Below are 17,389 nucleotides of genomic sequence, written 5' to 3'. Positions count from 1 at the left end.
TCGGCGGGCCGGGTGCCGACGACCGCAACCGCAGGGGCTGGCGGGCCAGGCGCCGACGACCGCGGCCGTAGGGGCACGGCGTGCCGTGCCCTCTCTTTCGAGGCGAGAGCCACGGTCGTCAGCCCGCGAGCGCGACCGGCATCCACCCGCGCAAGGCGTTCGAGAGGAACACGGCGTCGGCGGCCCGGAGGTCGGCCGGCGTCAGGACGCGCTCGCCCGCGAGGGGGTCCGTCGCCAGCACGTGCGCTCGGAAGACGCCCGCCAGCCCACCGGCCGCCAGCGGCGGCGTCCACAGCCGGCCGCCGATCTCTGCCCACACGTTGGTCCGCGTGCCCTCGGTGATCTCGCCGCGGCCGTTGACGAGGATGGCCTCGTCGGCGCCGCGCTGGCGGGCGCGCTCGTGGCGGAGGCGGTAGGGATCGCGCGCCGTCGTCTTGTGGACGCAGCGCCAGGTCCCGGCGTCGGGGAACGGCTCGGGGTCGATCCAGGCCGTTCGGAACGGGACGTCGCCCAGCGCCCACGACGCGACCTCGGCGTCGCCCGCCGACCCCACCGTCAGGCGGACGCCCCGGACGCCGTCCGCCGCGCGCGCCTCGGCCTCGACGCGCTGGCGGACGGCCTCGGCGTCGAGCGCGTAGCCGAGGGCCTCGGCGCTCGACGCCAGCCGGGCGAGGTGCCGGTCCAACAGAGCGACGGCCCGGCCCTCGGCCCGCATCGTCTCCAAGAGGTGGGGCGCGCTCACGGCGCCAGGTCCGTCAGCACGCGCGCCTTGAGGAGGCACTCGGCGTACTCGGCGCCGGCGTCGCTGTCCCACACGATCCCGCTGCCGACGTCGTAGCGGCCCTCGCCGTCGGCGACGACGGCCGTGCGGATGGCGACGTTGAACGCGGCCGTCCCGTCCGGCGACGCCGCGCCAATGGCGCCGCAGTACACCCCGCGCGGGCCGACCTCGAGGTCGCGGATGATTCCCATCGCGCGGAGCTTGGGCGCGCCCGTGATCGAGCCGCACGGGAACAGCGCCCGGAGCACGTCGCCCAGCCCGACGTTCGGGCGGAGGTCGCCGGCCACGGTCGACGTCATCTGGGTGACGGTCTCGTACCGCTCGGCCTCGAACAGCGCCGGCACGCGGACGCTCCCGGGCTCCGTCACCCGCGACAGGTCGTTGCGCAGGAGGTCGACGATCATCAGGTTCTCGGCGCGGTCCTTCGGGCTGGCCCGGAGCGCGTCCGCCAGCGCGTCGTCGGCGGCGGGCGACGGGCCACGGCCGACGGTCCCCTTCATCGGCCGGGCCGTGATCGTGCGCCCGGCGTCGACCCGGAAGAACAACTCGGGCGAGACCGACGCGACGGCGGCCCGGTCGAGCCGGACGAACGCGCCGTAGGCCACCCGCTGACGGCGGCGCAGGGCGGCGAACAGGGCGACCGGGTCGGCGTCGGTCGAAAACCGGACCGGCGCCGTCAGGTTGACCTGGTACACGTCGCCCGCCCGGATGTGGGCGCGGATGGCGGCCACGCGAGCTCGGTACGCCTCCGGCGAGAGGGCGAACGTCGGCGCGGCAACGGTGGCCGGCCCCGCGGCGGCGAGGGCCGCGTCGACGACGTCGGGTGGCACGTCGACCGGCGCGTCGTAGACGCCGAACCAGCCGAGCGGGACCGGCCCGCCGGCGACCGTGTCCGCGACGGGGCCGCCGGAGAGCGCGGCGCCGGCCTCGTAGCTCAGCAGCCCGGCCACGTGGTGGCCCTCCGCCAGCGCCCGGTCGAGCGCGCTGAGGAGCGGGCCGACCTCGGCGGCCGTCCGCGCGGTTAGCGCTCGGATGGGGTCTGCGAACAGCCGCGCGCCCTGGCGGCCGGTGTCGGCATCGGGGCGCGGGCCGTCGAGCAGGACGGTGCCGGGGCAGCGGAGGGCGGCAGCGAGCACGGGCGCGGGGAGGAGCGCCCGGGTCGTCGGGCGCCGGGCACGTAGCCCCGACCCTCGCGCCTCGTTCCCCGATGCCGATCTGTGGGGAGTGTGGGGGTCGTGGTGGGAGGAGGAGGGTAGTGGCGTCGTCCCCTCCCACACTCCCCATTCGTAACCCGTGTTGCGCCCTCTACCTTCGGGGGACCGCCGGACGTTCCCGTCCCCCGTCCTCGGTCTCGTGGCACCCGGGCCGGGACCCCGCGACGTGGGTCTCCTACCGCCCCATCTGGGCGTCGGTGTCTTCGGGCCCGAGGTCGGCCTCGGTCAGGTTGGCGAGGGCCGGGCCGAGCGCGGTCCGGAACTCCTGCGCCCGCATCCGCTCCATCACGTCGCCGCGGCCGGCGCAGTAGCCGAGCAGCGTGTGGGGCCGCTGCATGTGCTGGAGCCCCTCCCGGACCACCCAGGTGTGCCACGGCCTCATGTCCCGGTCGAAGGGGCCGATAAGCCGGGCGTAGAGCCGGTTCGCCGCGCGCTCGACGTCGGCCTCCGACGTCAGCTCGCCCAGCTCCAGGAGCCGCTGGAGGCCGCCCCACACGTAGCCGGCGAGGAAGTCGTGCTGCCCGTCGGTCAGGGTCAGGCCGGACTCGGGGCCGGCGTAGCCGAGGTCGGCGAGCGGCGTGCGGATGCAGGCCTCGACGTGGGCGACGGCCTCGCGGATCATCGCCTCGACGTAGGCGGGAGACTTGGACGGGCTGGACATGGACGGGCGGCGAGAAGGGAGGGGGTGACCGGGACGCCCGACGCTCTTGCAACCGGCGCTACCACGGCCACCGGAAGCGCTTCACCGGGCCGAGATGTCACGGCAACGCTCCATTTGCCGAGGCCAGCCGCCGCCCGATTAGGAATTGGGACCAGCGGCTCAGAGTGAGATCCATTTCATCGCGCGGCGGGGGCCGCCTTCCGCCCGGCGGAGGGGGGCCCGGCTCCGGAGGCGCACGCGCTCGGCCGGCCGGAAACCCGTTCCCGCCGGAGGCAGGCCGTTCCGGGCCGAGGCGCGCGTACGGGCCGGAATCGGCCTCGGCGGACCGGCAGGGCACTTGCAGACGGTCCGAGCCCGGCCCCCTCCTCCCATGCTCCTCCGACTCCGCAACGCCGCCGCCTCGATGGCCGAGCTGGCCCAGCGCCAGGACCGCGTCGCCAACAACCTCGCCAACGCCAACACCGTCGGGTACCGCCGCGACCAGGCGTTCGCGACCGCGCTCCGCGAGCGGATCGACGCCGAGGGCGCGCCCCAGAGCACGCGCGTGGCCGGCCAGGTGGCCGACCTCGAGCCGGGCGCCCTCACGCAGACCGGTAACGCGCTCGACCTCGCGCTCGACGGCGACGGGTTCTTCGCCATCCAGGGCGCCGACGGCCGGCCCCGCTTGACCCGCGCTGGCGAGTTCTTGCTGGCCGACGACGGGACCGTCCGCTCGCCCCAGGGCCACACGCTCCTGCGCGACGACGGGACGCCGCTCACGGTCCCGCCCTCCGGTGGCGAGGTCGTCGTCACCACGGCCGGCCAGGTGTCGGTCGGCGGCGTCGCCGTGGGCCGCGTCCAAGTCGTCGAGGTCGACGACCCCGGTGGGCTGACGCGGCTCGACGCGGCCACGTTCGACGCGACCGGCGTCGAGACCCGGCCCGCGGGCGCCCGCGTCCGCCAGGGCTTCCTGGAGACCTCCAACGTCGACGCCGTCGGCGAGATGGTCGACCTGATGGCCCACGTCCGCCTGTTCGAGTCCCAGCAGAAGGCGCTCCGCACGACCGACGACACGCTGGCCGCCGTCACGAGAGACCTCGGCACGTTCTAAAAGGGCAAGGGGCGTGAGGCGTAGGGCAGGAGGCCCGTCGCCCTGGCCCCCTGCCTCATGCCCCTTCCCCCTTGCCCTGACCCCATGCTCCGCGCCCTCCGCACCGCCGCCCTCGGCATGAGCGCCCAACAGCTCAGCGTCGACAACACGGCGAACAACCTCGCCAACGCCAACACGACCGGGTTCAAGCGCTCGCGCGTGGCCTTCCAGGACCTGCTGTACCAGCGCGTCCGCGCGGCCGGCGGCGAGGACGGGGCCGCGCCCCCGGCCGACCTCCAGCTCGGCCACGGCGCCATCGCCGTCGCGACCGTCGGGACGTTCACCCAGGGCGGGCTGAGCGAGACCGGGAACGCGCTCGACCTCGCCGTCAACGGGGCCGGCTTCTTCGCCGTCCAGATGCCCGACGGGTCCCGGACGTACACCCGCGACGGCGCCTTCACGCTGACGGCCGAGGGGCTCCTCGTGACCCAGAGCGGGTTCACCGTCGAGCCCGGCATCGAGGTCCCGCCGGACGCGCTCGACGTCCAGGTCCAGGCCGACGGGACCGTCCGCGCGCTCCTGCCGGGCGAGACGGAGCCGGTCGAGCTCGGCCAGATCGAGCTGGCGCGGTTCCAGAACCCGGCCGGCCTGCGGGCGCTCGGCGGCAACCTGTTCGCCCAGACCGAGGGGAGCGGCGACCCCATCGTCGCGCCCCCGGGCGAGGACGGCGTCGGCACGGTCCACCAGGGGTTCCTGGAGGCGTCCAACGTCGACGTGGTCCAGGAGATGGTGGACCTCATCGCGAGCCAGCGGGCCTACGAGCTCAACTCGAAGATGGTGCAGGCCGGTGAGGAGATGCTCCAGATCGCCAACGGCGTCAAGCGATGACCGGGGCTGGGTGGACTCGTGGGCTCGTGGACCTGTGGGGCCGCCGTCGGGCGGGCTCGCGGTCGCTGTGGGCCCTCGCTCTGCTCGTACTCGCGCCGACGGCACGGGCGACGGAGGCCGACGTGGTGGCCGCGGCGCAGGCCGTGGCCGATTCCGTGTGGGCCGACGCCGAGGTCCGTGTCATCCGCTTGAGCGGAGGTGCCGAGACGGCCCCGCCCCCGCTCCGCGTCCGCTTTAGGGAGGCCAACCCGCCCCGTGTCTCGGCCGAGGTCGAGACCTTGTCCGATGGCGAGTGGACGTCGGCCGGCTGGGCCTTTCTCGAGGTCGCCGTGTTCGACACGGTCGCCGTGCTCACGCGCGACGTCGCGAGGGGTGAGCCCGTCGCCGACGCCCTCCGCTGGGCCCGCGCCGACGTCACCCGCCTCCCCGATGCCCTCGGCGCCGCGTTTGCCGACGGGACGGCCACCCGGTCGCTCCGAGCGGGCACGGTTCTCACGTCGCGGCACGTCGAGGCGCCGGCGGCCGTCGAGTCTGGCGAGCCCGTCCGTATCCGCTACGCCCGCGGCGCGGTCGTCGTCGTCCTCGACTGCCAGGCGCGCGAGCGCGGGGCCGTCGGCGACGTCGTCCGCGCGACCTGCTCTGGCACCCGCGCGAGCTACCGCGTCCGCCTGACCGCCCCGGGCGAGGGCGACTGGGCGGCCACCCTGTGATGCGAAAGCCGGGGGGAGTGTGAGGAGGGGGTTCCTCTCCAACCTCTCCCCACCCCCATCGACTCCAAACGTTGGCCCGCCCACTGACCAAACGTGATCCGACCGATATGATCCGAACGCTCCTCCTGCTCTTGGTCGCCGGCCCGGCCGCGGCCCAGGCGCCTGCGCCGCCGCCCGAGCCCGCGCCGCGCCAGCCCCTCTCCCTGTACTCGAGCCTCCGCGCCTACCAGGCCGGCGACCTGCTGACGGTGGTCCTGGCCGAGCGGACGTCGGCGCGGCGGGCGTCCGAGAGCTCGGCCGAGTCGAGCGCCCAGGTGGGCGGGGCCGGGTCGTCGTCGCTGGGCGGATTCTTCGGGCTCGACGCGACGGCCGGCGGGCGCCGCGACGCCGACAGCCGGACGGTCCAGAGCGACCTGCTCGCGGGCACCATCACGGCGCGCGTGGTCGCGGTGGACCCCGCCGGCAACCTGTCCATCGAGGGCGAGCGCCGGCTCAACGTCGACGGCGACGTCCACCTGATGACCGTCCGCGGGCTCGTCCGCCCGGCCGACGTGACGACGGCCAACACGGTCCTGTCGTACCAGATCGCCGGGGCCGACGTGGTCTACCGCCAGGAGGGCGGCGGCCCCAAGTTCCTGCGCGGCCGGTTCCTGACGCTCGTCGGGACGGTGGCCGTCGTCGTCGGTGCCGTCCTGCTCACCTCGTCGGCCGGCGGTGGCGCCGACGCCCTCGCCCCGTAGTGCGACCGCCCTTCGGCAGGCCCCTCACCCTGTCCCTCTCCCACGGGGAGAGGGGACTTCGCAGGGGGCACCGGCGGCAACCACGCCTTCACACCCACTCGTGATGCACCGACTCCTCTGTGTTCTCCTCCTGGCGCTGCTCGCCGGGCCGGCGCTCGCCCAGCCGGCGGCCAGCGCCCGCCTCAAGGACCTGGTGGTCCCGGCCGGCGCCGCGCCGGTCCAGCTGTTGGGCTACGGGATCGTCGTCGGGCTCGACCGGACGGGCGACCGGGCCCGGGGCCGGTCCGGCTCGCCGTACACGGTCCAGGGCATCGCCAACATGTTGCAGCGATTCGGGATCGCCGTCGACCCGCAGACCCTCGGCTCGCGGAACGCGGCGGCCGTCATGGTGACGGCGACGCTCGACCCGTTCGCCGGGCCCGGCTCGGCGCTCGACGTGACCGTCTCGTCGCTCGGCGACGCCCGCTCGCTCGCGGGCGGCGTGCTGCTCCAGACGCCGCTCCAGGACATGGCGGCCGGCGGCGCGGTCCACGCGCTGGCCCAGGGCCCGGTCCTCACCGGGACGCTGCTCGCCAGCGCCGCCGGCACGTCGCAGCGGACGGGCCCGACGAACACGGGCCGCGTGCCCGGCGGCGGGCTCGTGACGCTCGCCCCGGCCACCACGTTGCCGACCGGGACGCTGGGGCTCGTCCTGCGCGACCCCGACTTCTCGAACGCCGCCGCCCTCGCCGACGTCGTCAACGGGGCGTTCCCGGGCTCGGCGACGGCCGTCCACGCGGGCCTGGTCCAGGTCGATGTCCCCGCCGACGCGGGCGGCCCGGCCGGGCTGATGGCCGCGCTCGAAGGGCTGCGCGTCGACGTCGACGTGCCGGCCCGCGTGGTCGTCAACGAGCGGACGGGGACGGTCGTGGCCGGCGGCGCGGTCTCGATCGCCGAGGTCATGATCACCTACGGCTCGCTGACGATCTCGACGGCCGTCGACCCCGCCATCGCCCAGCCGGAGCCGTTCGCCAACGGGCGGACGGTCGCCGTGCCGGTCGGCAGCGTGGGCATCGACCAAGCCCCGGCGCGGTCGGTCGTCCTCCAGCCCAACACGACCATCGCCGAGCTGGCGGCGGCGCTCAACGAGCTCGGCCTGGCCGCCCGCGACGTGATCGCCGTGTTCCAGGCCATCGACCGGGCCGGCGCGCTCCAGGGCGAGCTGGTGGTGCTGTGACGGTTCGTCTCCGCCCGTTTGTGAGATCCGACCGGAGCGGATGCGTGATTCGTGATGCGTGATCTCTCACACGGAGAATCACGAATCACACATCCGGTCTCGCCCTCCCTGACGACTCCCCGACATCCCCGCCATGTCCCCCCTCTCCCCCACGTCCTCCGCCCGCCCGCCCGCCGGAGCCGCCCGCCCGGCCGACGACCCCGCCGAGGCGGCCCGCCAGTTCGAGGCCGTCCTGGTCCGCCAGTTCGTCGAGGTGATGACGAAGGACCTGTTCCAGAGTGAGGAAGGCGGGCTGCTCTCCGGCCAGTCCGACCTCCAGCGCGACACGCTGACGGACACGCTGGCCGAGCACCTCGTCGACAGCGGCACGTTCGGCATCGCCGACCTGCTGATGCAGCAGTGGGACCGCGCCGGCCGGCTCCCGGAGTCGACACCAGCGGGCCCCCCGTCCGAACGCCCATCGCTCCGCTCAAGGGCGCCCGAACTGTCCCCCTCGATGAGGGGGACGGCTTCTACGGCTCGGAGCGGAGCGATGGCTGCTGAAGCGGGGGGTCCAGGGCCCGCCGACGCCCTCGACCCGCAACACCAATCGGCCGGGCGCGCTCAAGGTCCGGCCGGTTCCATCGATCCTAGCCTTCCCCCCTCATGACCGACGTGTTCGCCCCCGAGCGCCAGGCGCTCTCCGCCCTCGCCGACGCCGCCCGCGCCCAGCTCCTCGCCCTGCGCGAGGGCACGCCCGACACGTTCGAGGCCGCCGCCGCCCAGACCCTCGACGCCGTCGCCGACCTCGACCGCCGCCGGGCCGACCGCGAGCGCCGGGTGGCCGCGCCCGACGCGCCGCCGGTCGGGCCCGAGGCCCGGGCCGCGCTCCACGCCTCGGCCCAGGAGGCCCGCCTCGCCTGCGACGAGCTCGAGCTCGCGCTCCACCACGCGGCGGCCCTGGGCCGCGACCTGATCGGGGCGTGGCAGCAGGCGACGGCGCCGGCCGCCGCCCTCGTCTACACCGCCCGGGGCGCCGTCGGCGCGTCGGGGTCAGCGGGCCGCATCCACCAGACCGGCTAACTCCCATGAGCCTGACCCGCCTTTTCTCGACCGCCCGGCAGTCGCTCCTCGCCAACCAGGCGGCGATCAACGCCACCGGCCTCAACATCGCGAATGCCGAGACGCCCGGCTACACGCGGCGGACGGTCGGCCTGCGGGCGACGCCGGCGGCGCGCGGCGGCGTCTTTATCCGGTCGGGTCCGAGCCCGGGCGGCGGCGTCCAGGTCGGCAGCTTCGACCGGGTCCGCAACGGGATCCTGGACGGGGCCGTGCGGCGCGGCCGGGCCGGCAGCGGCGGAGCAAACGAGGGCGCGCTGTTGCTGTCGGGCCTGGAGAGCCAGCTCGCGGCCGACGGCGGCGACGCCTTCCTCGGCGCGCTCGGCGGCTTCTTCGACGCCTGGGGCGACGTGGCCGACGCGCCCGCCGACCTCAGCGTCCGCGACACGCTCCTGTCAAAGGCGGGCCAGCTTGCCCAGACCTTGAACGGCGCCGCCAGCCGGCTCCAGAGCTACGGCGCCTCCGTCCAGACTGACCTCAAGGCGACGGTCGAGCAGACGAACGCGCTGCTGGCCGAGGTCGCCGACCTCAACGTGGCCATCCGCACGGCCCAGGCGCAGGGGTCCTCGGATCTCGACGCGCTCGACCGCCGCGACGTGGTGCTCGACGAGTTGGCGGGCCTGGCCCCGTTCGCGCTCCAGGACCAGCCCGACGGGTCGGTCACCGTCACGCTCGACGGCATGATGGCCGTCCAGGACGACGAGGTCCTGCCGCTCCGGCTCGCCCTCCCCCCCGACGTCGCCGCGCCCCAGATCCGCGCCCAGGGGTCCGACCGTTCGCTCCGCCTGGGCGCGCTCGACGGCGGCGCGCTCGGGGCTCAACTCGACCTGCTCGGCACGGCGTTGCCCGGCGCCCGGGCCGCGCTCGACGGCCTAGCCGCCGATCTCGTCGCCGCCGTCAACGCGGCGCACGCCGGCGGGACCGGGCTCGACGGCTCGACGGGCCAGCCGTTCTTCGATCCCGCCGGCGTCACAGCCGGCACGATCTCGCTCGCCCCGGGCCTGACGGCCGAGAGCGTCGCCGCCGGCACCACCGGACCCGGCGACGCCAGTGTCGCCACCCTCATCGCCGGGCTGAGCGAGGAGACGTCCACCGCAGCCACTCGCCTGCTCGCCAACCTCGGATCCGGCGCCCGGAAGGCGTCGACGGCGGCCGGAGCGAACGGGGCGGTGGCCGCCCACGCCGAGGCCCTGCGCGACGGCGTCTCTCGGGTCTCCCTCGACGAGGAGATGACGAACCTCATCCGCTTCCAGCAGACCTACGCCGCCTCGGCGAGAGTCCTCGAGACGGCCGACTCCCTGTTCGACACGCTGCTCGCGATCTAGCTCAGACGGGTACGAGGTACAGGGTACGCGGTACGACTCCGCTCCCAGGCGCGCGCGCGCGAGTACCCCGTACCGAGTACCCCGTACCCATCAACCCGACCATGACCCGGCCCATCCAGTCCGTCCTGACCCGCGCCGTCGCCCAGAGCCGGGCGTCGGGTGCGCTCCCCGCCGCCCGCGCCGCCGTCGACACCCTCACGAGCCAGCTCGCGACGGGCCTCCGCATCCAGCGGCCGTCCGACGACCCCGCCGGGTTCTCCCAGGCCAAGGGGTTGGGCGCGTTGCAGGGCCGGCTCGCCCAGTACGGCCGGAGCCTGGACGCGGCCCAGCTCTGGGTGGACCGGACCCAGACCGAGGTCGACGCCGTCGCCGACCTGTTCTCGGAGGCCCACACGGTCGGGCTGAGGGCGGCCAACGGGGTCTTCTCGCCGGACGAGCTGGCCGACCAGGTCGAGTCGCTCCGGGCCGAGGTCGTCACCCGGCTCAATGCCAAGAGCAACGGGGAGCACCTGTTCGCGGGCAACGAGACCGACACCGCGCCGCTCGACGCGGCCGGCGCCATTGCGCCCGGCGACTTCAGCGGCCAGCGCCGACGCGAGGTGGCCCCCGGCACCGTGCTCGCGCTCAACGCCACCGACGCGCTGGTGGTCGACGGCCTCTCGGCGCCGGACCGGCTCCAGGCGCTCGCCGACGCCATCCGCGCGGAAGACCCCACCGCCATCGCGGCGGCGCTCGACGGGACCCAGGCCGGGACCGACCACTACATCCGGATCGGGGCCCGGACCGGCGGCGTGGCCCGGACGCTTCAGAATGCCCGCGGCGCCGTCGAGGCGCAAGACCTGCTGGCCGGCGAGCGCCGGGCGTCCATCGAGGAGATCGACCTGGCCGAGGTGCTCGGCGAGATGCAGCGGCGCCAGACCGGGCTCGAGGCCGCGCTCCGGGCCACGGCCGCGACGGTCCAGACGTCGCTCCTGAACTACCTCTCGTAGCCCTCGGCACGCTCCCCTCCACCCGGCGGCTCCGCAGCGGCTGGGGCCGCCGGAGGACGACGGGGCGACGCGCGGCCCTGCGTCAACGCCTCCAGCCTTTGGCGCGAGCGACGATGCTCCCACGCCAGGAGCGGCCACAGCGCGAAGTACACCGCCCCCGACATCGGCGACCACCGCAGCGGGAGCGCGAACGCGAGCGCGGTGGCCGCGACGGCGACGGACACGTGGATCACGTTGCCCCAAATCCGCTGCCGAGTGAGGACACGCTCGACATCGCTCAGTCCCAGCTCGTCCGCTTTGGACAGCGCGTGGCGGTAGAGCAGCGCGAAGACCGCGAACACGCCCGCGTACCCCGCCGAGTAGATCGCTTGCAGCCACGGCCCTTGCCCGAACGCCAACACGTCGCGGATCTCGGCGCCCCGGAGCTCGCCCGTGATCAGGTCCGTCTGGAAGTTGGTCAGGAAGCGCAGGGGGTAGACGTAGAACAGGATGAGGAACAGCAGGAGCGAGTTGAGCAGGACCGTCCGCCCGTCCTCCAGCCCGTAGCGGCGGAAAAACAGGTAGTGCACGTACCAGACCAGGAGGATGACGGCGAAGCACACCCCGATGCCGACAAAGTCGACCATGACCCGGGCGAGCTCGCCGAACGTGGAGGGCACCTCGGCGCTGGCGACGAGGAACGAGACCGCGAAGGCGAACACGATGTCGGAGAGGTTCTCCAAGCGCGAGACGCCTTCGCCGCGCCAGCGGAAGTCGTCCTCGAGATCGCGGCGGGCGGTGCGGCCGAAGAGGGCGGTGCGGATCATGGCGGAGACAGAGGGCGCCAGAAGCTAGGCGACGCCCGCTCCTCCACGAGAGCCCGGTCTGGGCCCAGCGGCGCCACCAGTTCCCCGCTCGCGGTGGCAGAGCGGGTCGAGCCGGCGGGCCGAGGGCCGGCTCAGGCCGTTCAGGCGGGGCGCGTGGGAACGCGGCGGTTCCCTGACCCGGCGACGAACGAAAAAGGGGACGCGGAGGGGCTGGGCGGATAAAGGGGACCCGGCGGACCTCGATAAGTCCCTCAGCGGCCGGTCCACGGTCCGCCAGAACCACACTCCAACACCCCCGGGTCACACCATGTCGTTCCGCATCAACACCAACACCCAGGCCGCCCTCTCGCTGTCGTCGCTCAACAAGACGTCGAACGAGATCGGGATGCGCCAGCTCCGCCTCGCCACCGGCTCCAAGATCAACTCGGCCGCCGACGACTCGGCCGGCTTCACGATCTCGAACAAGCTGACCGCCACGACGCGCGGCCAGGCCCAGGCGCTCTCGAACATCGGCGACGCCAAGTCCATGCTGACCGTCGCCGAGGGCGCGCTCGGCTCGACGATGGACATTCTCCAGACGATGAAGGAGAAGGCCATCCAGGCCGGCAACGACACCTACGGCTCCGAGGAGCGGGCGGCGATCCAGACCCAGCTCGACGCGCTCTCGTCCGAGATCGACGACATCCTGGGCGGCGCCGAGTTCAACGGGAAGAAGCTGTTCTCGGGCACCGACACGCTCGACAACGGCAACACGGGCACGTCGCTCTCCTTCCAGGTCGGCGCCGCCGCGGGCCAGACGTTCGGCGTCGAGTTCAACGAGCTCGGGACCGACTCGCTCTCGAAGACGGCCACGGTCGGCGGCACGAACGCGGCCAAGGTCGAGTCCGCCACGTTCTCGGGCGACGCCGACGTCGCGACGGGCACGTTCGCCATCGCGGCGGGCACGTCGGCCGGCACGTTCAAGCTCACCTACAACGACGGCTCGACGACGGTCGACCTGGCCGACGATGTGGCCTCGCTCGACGACTTCAAGGGCGCCTCGTACTCGACGGCCGACGGGATCTCGGTCACGCTGGACGCGGACGCCACGTTCGTCAGCGGTGACACGTTCACCGTGGCCGGCGACGCCTCGGCGGCGCTCGACCTCGACGTGAGCACGGCCGAGACGGCCACGGCCGCCCTCGCCCAGATCGACGGGGCCATCGCCAAGATCAACAAGGCGGCCGGCCGGATCGGCGACAGCCAGAACCGGCTCGACTTCAAGGCCCAGAACCTGGAGACGTCGATGAACAACTACGAGGCGGCCAACAGCCGGATCAAGGACGCCGACTTCGCCAAGGAGCAGATGGAGGTCGTCAAGCTCCAGATCCTCCAGCAGACGGGCTCGGCCATGTTCGCCCAGTCGAACGCCGCGCCGCAGTCCGTCCTCTCGTTCTTCTAGGCCTCGCCTCGGAGACAAGGACCAGGACGGGGCCTCTTCTGGACCCTGGTTCTGGCGGCCCTCGGGCCCTGTCCTCCCGGCCCGCCGGCGCCCTGTGCGCTGGCGGGCCGGTGCCGTTTCGGGCCGAGCGGCGGGGCCGGCTCTTTTTCCGCCGGCCGGTAAAGGGGTCCGGCCGGCCATCGATAAGGAAGGCGAGGGGCCCGCGCCCTTCCGTCGTCCCCCTTGAACCCCCTTCGCCGCCCCCATGCCCGCCCCCAGTCCGCTCCGTCTCTACCAGCAGCAGGCCGTGCGCACCGCCTCGCCCGCCGCCCTCGTCGACAAGCTCTACGGGATCGGCGTGAGCGCGGCCCAGGCCGGCGACACGGCCCGGACGCGCCGCGCGCTCGTCGAGCTGACAGCGGCGCTCGACCTCGACCGGGGCGGCGAGCTGGCCGAGAACTTGCAGGGGCTCTACGACTTCTCGATCCGCGCGGCGACCGAGGGCGATCTCGGCGTCGTGGTCGAGATCCTGTCGGGCCTGCGCCAGGCGTGGCGCCAGGCGACGCTCGCCCCGGTCGCCGCCGCCGCCTGACCCCGGCCCTCCCCCGGACGCCATGACGAACCTCTCGAAGATCTACAACTCGGGCTCGCTCTACGAGCAGCTCATCAGCCAGGTCATCGCCGTCGAGTCGCAGCCGCGGCTGAAGCTCGTCGCCGAGAAGACCGAGCAGGGCGTCTACAAGGGCGTCCTGAACGACTTCTCGAGCAAGGCGTCGGCCCTCGACTCGTTGCTCGACAAGCTCGCCGACCCGCTCCGGTCGCCGTTCTCGGCCAAGGCGGCCACGGTCGCCGACGGGGCCGGGTTCAGCGCGACCGCCAGCGACAGCGCGGCGGCCGGCCAGCACGAGGTCCAGGTGACCCAGCTCGCCCGGGCCGACGCCCGGCTGTCGAAGCGCTACGCCGACGGCGGGACCGGCCTGGCCGAGATGTTCGTGGACCCGGGCAACCCGGGCGGCCCGTTCGGCATCCCCCCGCCGACGCCGGACACGATCGGCACGCGGTCGTTCACGGTCCACCTCGCCCAGCCCGACGGCGACCCCGTGGACCTGGCCGTGAGCTACTCGCCGCCCGAGGGCGCGACGGACGCCGACGTCCTGGCCGGCCTCGCGGCGGCCGTCAACGACGCGGTCGCGGCGGCCCAGGCCGACGGCCTGCTCGCCGAGGGGACCGGCGCCTCGGCGTCGGTCGTCCACGAGACGAGCGGGACCTCGCGGCTCTCGCTCCGGAGCGAGGCCACCGGCTTCGGCAACCGGCTCACCTTCTCGGACCCCGACGGGATCCTGGCCGCGCTCGAAGTCGACCGGACGGAGGTCCGCTCGGGCACGGGCGGCGGGGCCGTCGTGGCGGTCGGGACGAGCGTCGAGGACTCGGCGCTCAGCGCGGCGTTCACGCTCGACGGCCTGTCGATCTACCGCGACTCGAACACCGTCGGCGACGCGCTCGACGGGGTCACGCTCACGCTGTCGTCGGTCTCCGGCGCGCCCGCCGCGCTCACCGTCGGCGCCGACGCGGCGGGGATGCGGTCCGAGGTCGAGGCGTTCGTCAAGGCCTACAACGGCCTGGTCTCGTTCCTCAACACCAAGTCCAAGGTGGACGGCGACACGGGCGCCCGGGGCCGGTTCGCCGGCGACTCCGCCATCAGCGGGCTCCGCGCCGGGCTCCGCAACGACCTCTCGCGCGGGATCGGCGGCACGGGCGACCTCCGCCGGCTGGCCGACCTCGGCATCGAGACGGCCCGCGACGGGACGCTCTCCATCGCCGATGGGGACGCGCTCGACCAGGCCCTCCGCGACACGCCCGACGCCGTCGGCGCGCTGTTCTCGTCCGAGGGCGGCCTGTCCGAGCGCCTGTCGGCCCGGGTCGAGGGGCTCCTGGGGCCGCAGGGCACGATCGAGCAGCGCAGGCGCGGGAGCGACGACCGGATCCGACGGATCGACGGCCAGATCTCGCGGTGGGAGACGCGGCTGGCGGCCCGCGAGGAGCTGCTCCGGGCCCAGTTCGCCCAGCTCCAGGTGATCACCACCCAGGCCGAGGGCCAGTTCGCGTCCCTCCAGTCGCTGTTCTACTTCTAGCCGTGGAGACCCCTCCCCTTTACACCGACGTCCTGGACGCGGGCGACCGCGTGGTCGCAGCGCTCGTCGAGGGCGACCTCGACCGGGCCGCCGTTGCCCTCGACGACCAGCGCCGGCTCCTGGACCGGATCCGGGACGCCGCGCTCCCCCGGCCTCCGGCCGCGCTGGCCGACCGGCTCCGCGACCAGCACGCCCGGTTCCACCGAGCCCTCGCCGACCGGACGCAGGTGCTGACCGAAGCGCTCGCCGCCGTCGGCCGGGCCACCGACGCCGGCCACCGCTACGCCGCCGACCCGCGCGCGTCCCTCGTTGACACCGCCCCGCGGATCTCTTTTCGCGCGGGGGCTTAAGTCCGCCCGCCGTCCCTCGATGAGTCCGGTACAGGCCCTCCTCCCATTGCCATGATCGCCCCGATCCCCCCCGACACCCACGCGACCGTCCCTGCCGTCGACCCCGTCCGCCAGCAGCCGGCCGACGGCCGCCCGGCCGACCGGCCCGTCGGCACCGAGGCCCCGCCGAGCCGGGACCGCGTCGAGATCTCGGCCGCTGCCCGCGCCCAGGCCGGCGCCGCGCCCGAGGCCTCCGACGCCGACGTCGAGGCGGCCCGGGTCGCCCTCCGGTCCGAGTCCGACCTCGGCCCGGCCCGCCTGCACGAGCTCCGCGAGCGCGTTCGGACGGGGTACTACGACCGGCCGGAGGCCCTCGACCAGCTCGCGGCGTCGGTGGCCTCCGACCTCGCGGGGTCCGACCGCGCGTAGCGCCGGGCGGCGTCGCGGACCGTACGACCCGCGCTTCTGGCACATCGAGCGTGCTCGATGCGTGATCCGTGATTCTGCGCGTGAGAGTCACGGATCACGCATCCGAACCAAACGAAGGCTCCCGGCGAGGACTTCGAGCCGCGGCGTTAGTCGATGGTGCCCTCCTCGCGGTACTTTTTCAGCTTGTTCCGGATCGTCCGGTCGCTGACGCCCAACCGCTCGGCGGCCTGGACCTGGTTGCCGCCCGTGTCCTCCAGGGCCTGGAGGATCATCCGCCGCTCCATCTCGTCGAGCGTCGTGACGGCGTGGGCGCGGGGCGCGAGCCCGTGGCCGCCCTCGATGGGCGCCGCGTCCATCAGGTCGGCGTGGTCGACGTCGCCGGGCTCGATCGCGTCGCGCTCGGCCGAGAGCACGACGCCGCGGTGGACCATGTTCTCGAGCTGGCGGACGTTGCCGGGCCACTCGGCGGCGAGGAACCGGTCGAGGAGCGCCGGCGCGAGCCGCTTCGGGCCGAGCCCGTAGAGCGCCCGGTACTTCTCGATAAACCGCTCGGCCAGGAGCCGGACGTCGTCGCCGCGGGCGCGGAGCGGGGGCAGGCTCACCGGGAACACCGCCAGCCGGTGGTACAGGTCCTCGCGGAACTGGCCCCCGGCGATGGCCTCGGCCACGTCCCGGTTCGTCGTCGCCACGATCCGGACGTCGACGGCCTTGGGCCGCTGGGCCCCGACGGCCTGGACCTCGCCCTCCTGGAGCACGCGCAGCAGCTTGGCCTGGACGGCCGGGTCCACCTCGGTCACCTCGTCCAGGAGCAGCGTCCCGCCGTCGGCCTCCTCGAACACGCCCTTGTGATCGCCGACGGCGCCCGTGAACGCCCCCTTCTTGTGGCCGAAGAGGGCGCTCTCGACCAGCTCGCGCGGGAGGTTGGCGCAGTTGATGGCGACGAAGGGCCCCGGCCGGCCGCTCTGGGCGTGGAGGTACTTGGCCATGACCTCCTTGCCCGTCCCGCTCTCGCCGTGGATGAACACGGGCGCCTGGCTCGGCGCGACGCGGTCGGCCAACTCGCGGAGCCGGACGACGGCCGGGTGCTCGCCGACGAACTGGACCGAGGGGCCGGGGGCCGAGCGCGGGGCCCGGCGCGGCGCGGCGGCCCCGTCGCCGCTCGACGCCGCCCGGCGCGCCTCGATCTGGCCCAGCACCCGGTCCGCCAAGGCGTCGACGGCGAACGGTTTGGGGAGGTAGTCGACGGCGCCGCCGGCCATGGCCTGGACGGCGTGCTGGACGCTCGCGTGGCCCGTGATCATGATGGCCGGGAGGTCCGGGTAGTGCTCGCGGACGTGGGCGAGCAGCTCGAACCCATCCATGTCCGGCATCTGGAAGTCCGTCATGACCAGGTCGAACGGCCGGTCGCGCAGGATCTCGACGGCCGTGACCGCGTCGCCCGCCGTCGTGACGTCGACGCCGCGCCGGGACAGCAGCCGCGAGACCACGTCGCGCAGCGGGAGCTCGTCGTCGACGAAGAGGACGCGCGGGGGGCCGCCTCCGGGGGAGGACGACGATGCGGTGGACATACGGAACGGTGGGA

Annotated in this window: 19 protein-coding genes; 14 read left to right on the top strand and 5 right to left on the bottom strand. The window is 74.2% G+C overall.

Annotated elements, in window-relative coordinates:
- Positions 1-118: 118 nt before the first annotated feature.
- From ACOOHE_RS05615 to ACOOHE_RS05605, 3 genes are all read right to left on the bottom strand, one after another.
- Positions 119-742: an aminotransferase class IV gene (locus tag ACOOHE_RS05615; protein WP_420456818.1), complete on the bottom strand. Its 624-nt coding sequence runs from the start codon at positions 740-742 to the stop codon at positions 119-121.
- The gene (gene pabB / locus ACOOHE_RS05610) at positions 739-1,917 is read right to left on the bottom strand and encodes an aminodeoxychorismate synthase component I (protein WP_420456817.1); all 1,179 of its coding nucleotides are present in this window, start codon (positions 1,915-1,917) and stop codon (positions 739-741) included. The genes ACOOHE_RS05615 and pabB overlap by 4 nt, the downstream gene beginning before the upstream one ends.
- A 253-nt stretch (positions 1,918-2,170) precedes the next feature.
- A complete protein-coding gene (locus ACOOHE_RS05605; RefSeq protein WP_420456816.1) occupies positions 2,171-2,656 on the bottom strand; it encodes a hypothetical protein in 486 nt (161 codons plus the stop codon).
- 370 nt (positions 2,657-3,026) lie between these two features.
- Here ACOOHE_RS05605 and ACOOHE_RS05600 point away from each other — a divergent pair, with 370 nt between their 5' ends.
- The 9 genes from ACOOHE_RS05600 (at position 3,027) to ACOOHE_RS05560 (ending at position 10,691) form a co-directional block, all read left to right on the top strand.
- Positions 3,027-3,746, top strand: a complete 720-nt coding sequence (locus tag ACOOHE_RS05600) for a flagellar hook-basal body protein (RefSeq protein WP_420456815.1) — start codon at positions 3,027-3,029, stop codon at positions 3,744-3,746.
- Positions 3,747-3,830: 84 nt separating this feature from the next.
- Positions 3,831-4,613 (top strand): flagellar basal-body rod protein FlgG, encoded by a 783-nt coding sequence (gene flgG / locus ACOOHE_RS05595; protein WP_420456814.1) that lies wholly within the window; start codon positions 3,831-3,833, stop codon positions 4,611-4,613.
- A gap of 26 nt (positions 4,614-4,639) precedes the next feature.
- Entirely contained in the window at positions 4,640-5,323 is a 684-nt protein-coding gene (flgA, locus tag ACOOHE_RS05590; RefSeq protein WP_420456813.1) for a flagellar basal body P-ring formation chaperone FlgA, read from the top strand.
- Positions 5,324-5,430: 107 nt separating this feature from the next.
- Positions 5,431-6,063: a flagellar basal body L-ring protein FlgH gene (locus ACOOHE_RS05585; protein WP_420456812.1), complete on the top strand. Its 633-nt coding sequence runs from the start codon at positions 5,431-5,433 to the stop codon at positions 6,061-6,063.
- Between the two features lie 103 nt (positions 6,064-6,166).
- Complete coding sequence (gene flgI / locus ACOOHE_RS05580; RefSeq protein WP_420456811.1) at positions 6,167-7,279, top strand: flagellar basal body P-ring protein FlgI; 1,113 nt, start codon at positions 6,167-6,169, stop codon at positions 7,277-7,279.
- A gap of 133 nt (positions 7,280-7,412) precedes the next feature.
- Positions 7,413-7,928: a rod-binding protein gene (locus ACOOHE_RS05575; protein WP_420456810.1), complete on the top strand. Its 516-nt coding sequence runs from the start codon at positions 7,413-7,415 to the stop codon at positions 7,926-7,928.
- Entirely contained in the window at positions 7,925-8,341 is a 417-nt protein-coding gene (locus tag ACOOHE_RS05570; protein ID WP_420456809.1) for a hypothetical protein, read from the top strand. The genes ACOOHE_RS05575 and ACOOHE_RS05570 overlap by 4 nt, the downstream gene beginning before the upstream one ends.
- 5 nt (positions 8,342-8,346) lie before the next feature.
- Complete coding sequence (flgK, locus tag ACOOHE_RS05565) at positions 8,347-9,702, top strand: flagellar hook-associated protein FlgK (protein ID WP_420456808.1); 1,356 nt, start codon at positions 8,347-8,349, stop codon at positions 9,700-9,702.
- 101 nt (positions 9,703-9,803) lie between these two features.
- A complete protein-coding gene (locus ACOOHE_RS05560) occupies positions 9,804-10,691 on the top strand; it encodes a hypothetical protein (RefSeq protein ID WP_420456807.1) in 888 nt (295 codons plus the stop codon).
- Here ACOOHE_RS05560 and ACOOHE_RS05555 read toward each other — a convergent pair.
- Complete coding sequence (locus tag ACOOHE_RS05555; RefSeq protein WP_420456806.1) at positions 10,679-11,497, bottom strand: TMEM175 family protein; 819 nt, start codon at positions 11,495-11,497, stop codon at positions 10,679-10,681. The two genes, ACOOHE_RS05560 and ACOOHE_RS05555, sit on opposite strands and share 13 nt — an antisense overlap.
- 307 nt (positions 11,498-11,804) lie before the next feature.
- Between ACOOHE_RS05555 and ACOOHE_RS05550 the strand changes: the two genes are divergently transcribed.
- The 5 genes from ACOOHE_RS05550 (at position 11,805) to ACOOHE_RS05530 (ending at position 15,807) form a co-directional block, all read left to right on the top strand.
- A complete protein-coding gene (locus ACOOHE_RS05550) occupies positions 11,805-12,938 on the top strand; it encodes a flagellin (protein ID WP_420456805.1) in 1,134 nt (377 codons plus the stop codon).
- A 244-nt stretch (positions 12,939-13,182) separates the two neighbouring features.
- Positions 13,183-13,509 carry a flagellar export chaperone FliS gene (gene fliS / locus ACOOHE_RS05545; RefSeq protein WP_420456804.1) on the top strand — a complete coding sequence of 109 codons (327 nt, stop codon included), beginning with the start codon at positions 13,183-13,185 and terminating at the stop codon, positions 13,507-13,509.
- A gap of 22 nt (positions 13,510-13,531) precedes the next feature.
- Positions 13,532-15,049: a flagellar filament capping protein FliD gene (gene fliD / locus ACOOHE_RS05540; protein WP_420456803.1), complete on the top strand. Its 1,518-nt coding sequence runs from the start codon at positions 13,532-13,534 to the stop codon at positions 15,047-15,049.
- A 2-nt stretch (positions 15,050-15,051) separates the two neighbouring features.
- Entirely contained in the window at positions 15,052-15,399 is a 348-nt protein-coding gene (locus ACOOHE_RS05535) for a hypothetical protein (RefSeq protein WP_420456802.1), read from the top strand.
- A gap of 51 nt (positions 15,400-15,450) precedes the next feature.
- Positions 15,451-15,807, top strand: coding sequence for a hypothetical protein (locus ACOOHE_RS05530; RefSeq protein ID WP_420456801.1), 357 nt, complete (start codon positions 15,451-15,453; stop codon positions 15,805-15,807).
- A gap of 146 nt (positions 15,808-15,953) precedes the next feature.
- Here the strand turns inward: ACOOHE_RS05530 and ACOOHE_RS05525 are convergent, their stop codons facing one another.
- Positions 15,954-17,375 carry a sigma-54-dependent transcriptional regulator gene (locus ACOOHE_RS05525; protein ID WP_420456800.1) on the bottom strand — a complete coding sequence of 474 codons (1,422 nt, stop codon included), beginning with the start codon at positions 17,373-17,375 and terminating at the stop codon, positions 15,954-15,956.
- Between the last annotated feature and the right edge of the window lie 14 nt (positions 17,376-17,389).

The sequence above is a fragment of the Rubrivirga sp. genome (assembly GCF_965213695.1).
In the GTDB taxonomy this organism is placed as follows: domain Bacteria; phylum Bacteroidota; class Rhodothermia; order Rhodothermales; family Rubricoccaceae; genus Rubrivirga.
The sequence above is the reverse complement of the archived record's forward strand: the minus strand, read 5'-3'. Positions and strand labels throughout refer to the sequence as shown.

Excerpts from the sequence above, each read along its gene's own strand:
- ACOOHE_RS05585 (WP_420456812.1), top strand. The coding sequence starts at position 5,431 with ATGATCCGAACGCTCCTCCTGCTCTTGGTCGCCGGCCCGGCCGCGGCC.
- ACOOHE_RS05570 (WP_420456809.1), top strand. The coding sequence starts at position 7,925 with ATGACCGACGTGTTCGCCCCCGAGCGCCAGGCGCTCTCCGCCCTCGCC.
- ACOOHE_RS05555 (WP_420456806.1), bottom strand. The coding sequence starts at position 11,497 with ATGATCCGCACCGCCCTCTTCGGCCGCACCGCCCGCCGCGATCTCGAG.
- fliD (WP_420456803.1), top strand. The coding sequence starts at position 13,532 with ATGACGAACCTCTCGAAGATCTACAACTCGGGCTCGCTCTACGAGCAG.
- ACOOHE_RS05560 (WP_420456807.1), top strand. The coding sequence starts at position 9,804 with ATGACCCGGCCCATCCAGTCCGTCCTGACCCGCGCCGTCGCCCAGAGC.
- flgI (WP_420456811.1), top strand. The coding sequence starts at position 6,167 with ATGCACCGACTCCTCTGTGTTCTCCTCCTGGCGCTGCTCGCCGGGCCG.
- flgK (WP_420456808.1), top strand. The coding sequence starts at position 8,347 with ATGAGCCTGACCCGCCTTTTCTCGACCGCCCGGCAGTCGCTCCTCGCC.
- flgG (WP_420456814.1), top strand. The coding sequence starts at position 3,831 with ATGCTCCGCGCCCTCCGCACCGCCGCCCTCGGCATGAGCGCCCAACAG.
- ACOOHE_RS05530 (WP_420456801.1), top strand. The coding sequence starts at position 15,451 with ATGATCGCCCCGATCCCCCCCGACACCCACGCGACCGTCCCTGCCGTC.
- ACOOHE_RS05605 (WP_420456816.1), bottom strand. The coding sequence starts at position 2,656 with ATGTCCAGCCCGTCCAAGTCTCCCGCCTACGTCGAGGCGATGATCCGC.
- ACOOHE_RS05575 (WP_420456810.1), top strand. The coding sequence starts at position 7,413 with ATGTCCCCCCTCTCCCCCACGTCCTCCGCCCGCCCGCCCGCCGGAGCC.
- ACOOHE_RS05600 (WP_420456815.1), top strand. The coding sequence starts at position 3,027 with ATGCTCCTCCGACTCCGCAACGCCGCCGCCTCGATGGCCGAGCTGGCC.
- ACOOHE_RS05525 (WP_420456800.1), bottom strand. The coding sequence starts at position 17,375 with ATGTCCACCGCATCGTCGTCCTCCCCCGGAGGCGGCCCCCCGCGCGTC.
- fliS (WP_420456804.1), top strand. The coding sequence starts at position 13,183 with ATGCCCGCCCCCAGTCCGCTCCGTCTCTACCAGCAGCAGGCCGTGCGC.
- ACOOHE_RS05550 (WP_420456805.1), top strand. The coding sequence starts at position 11,805 with ATGTCGTTCCGCATCAACACCAACACCCAGGCCGCCCTCTCGCTGTCG.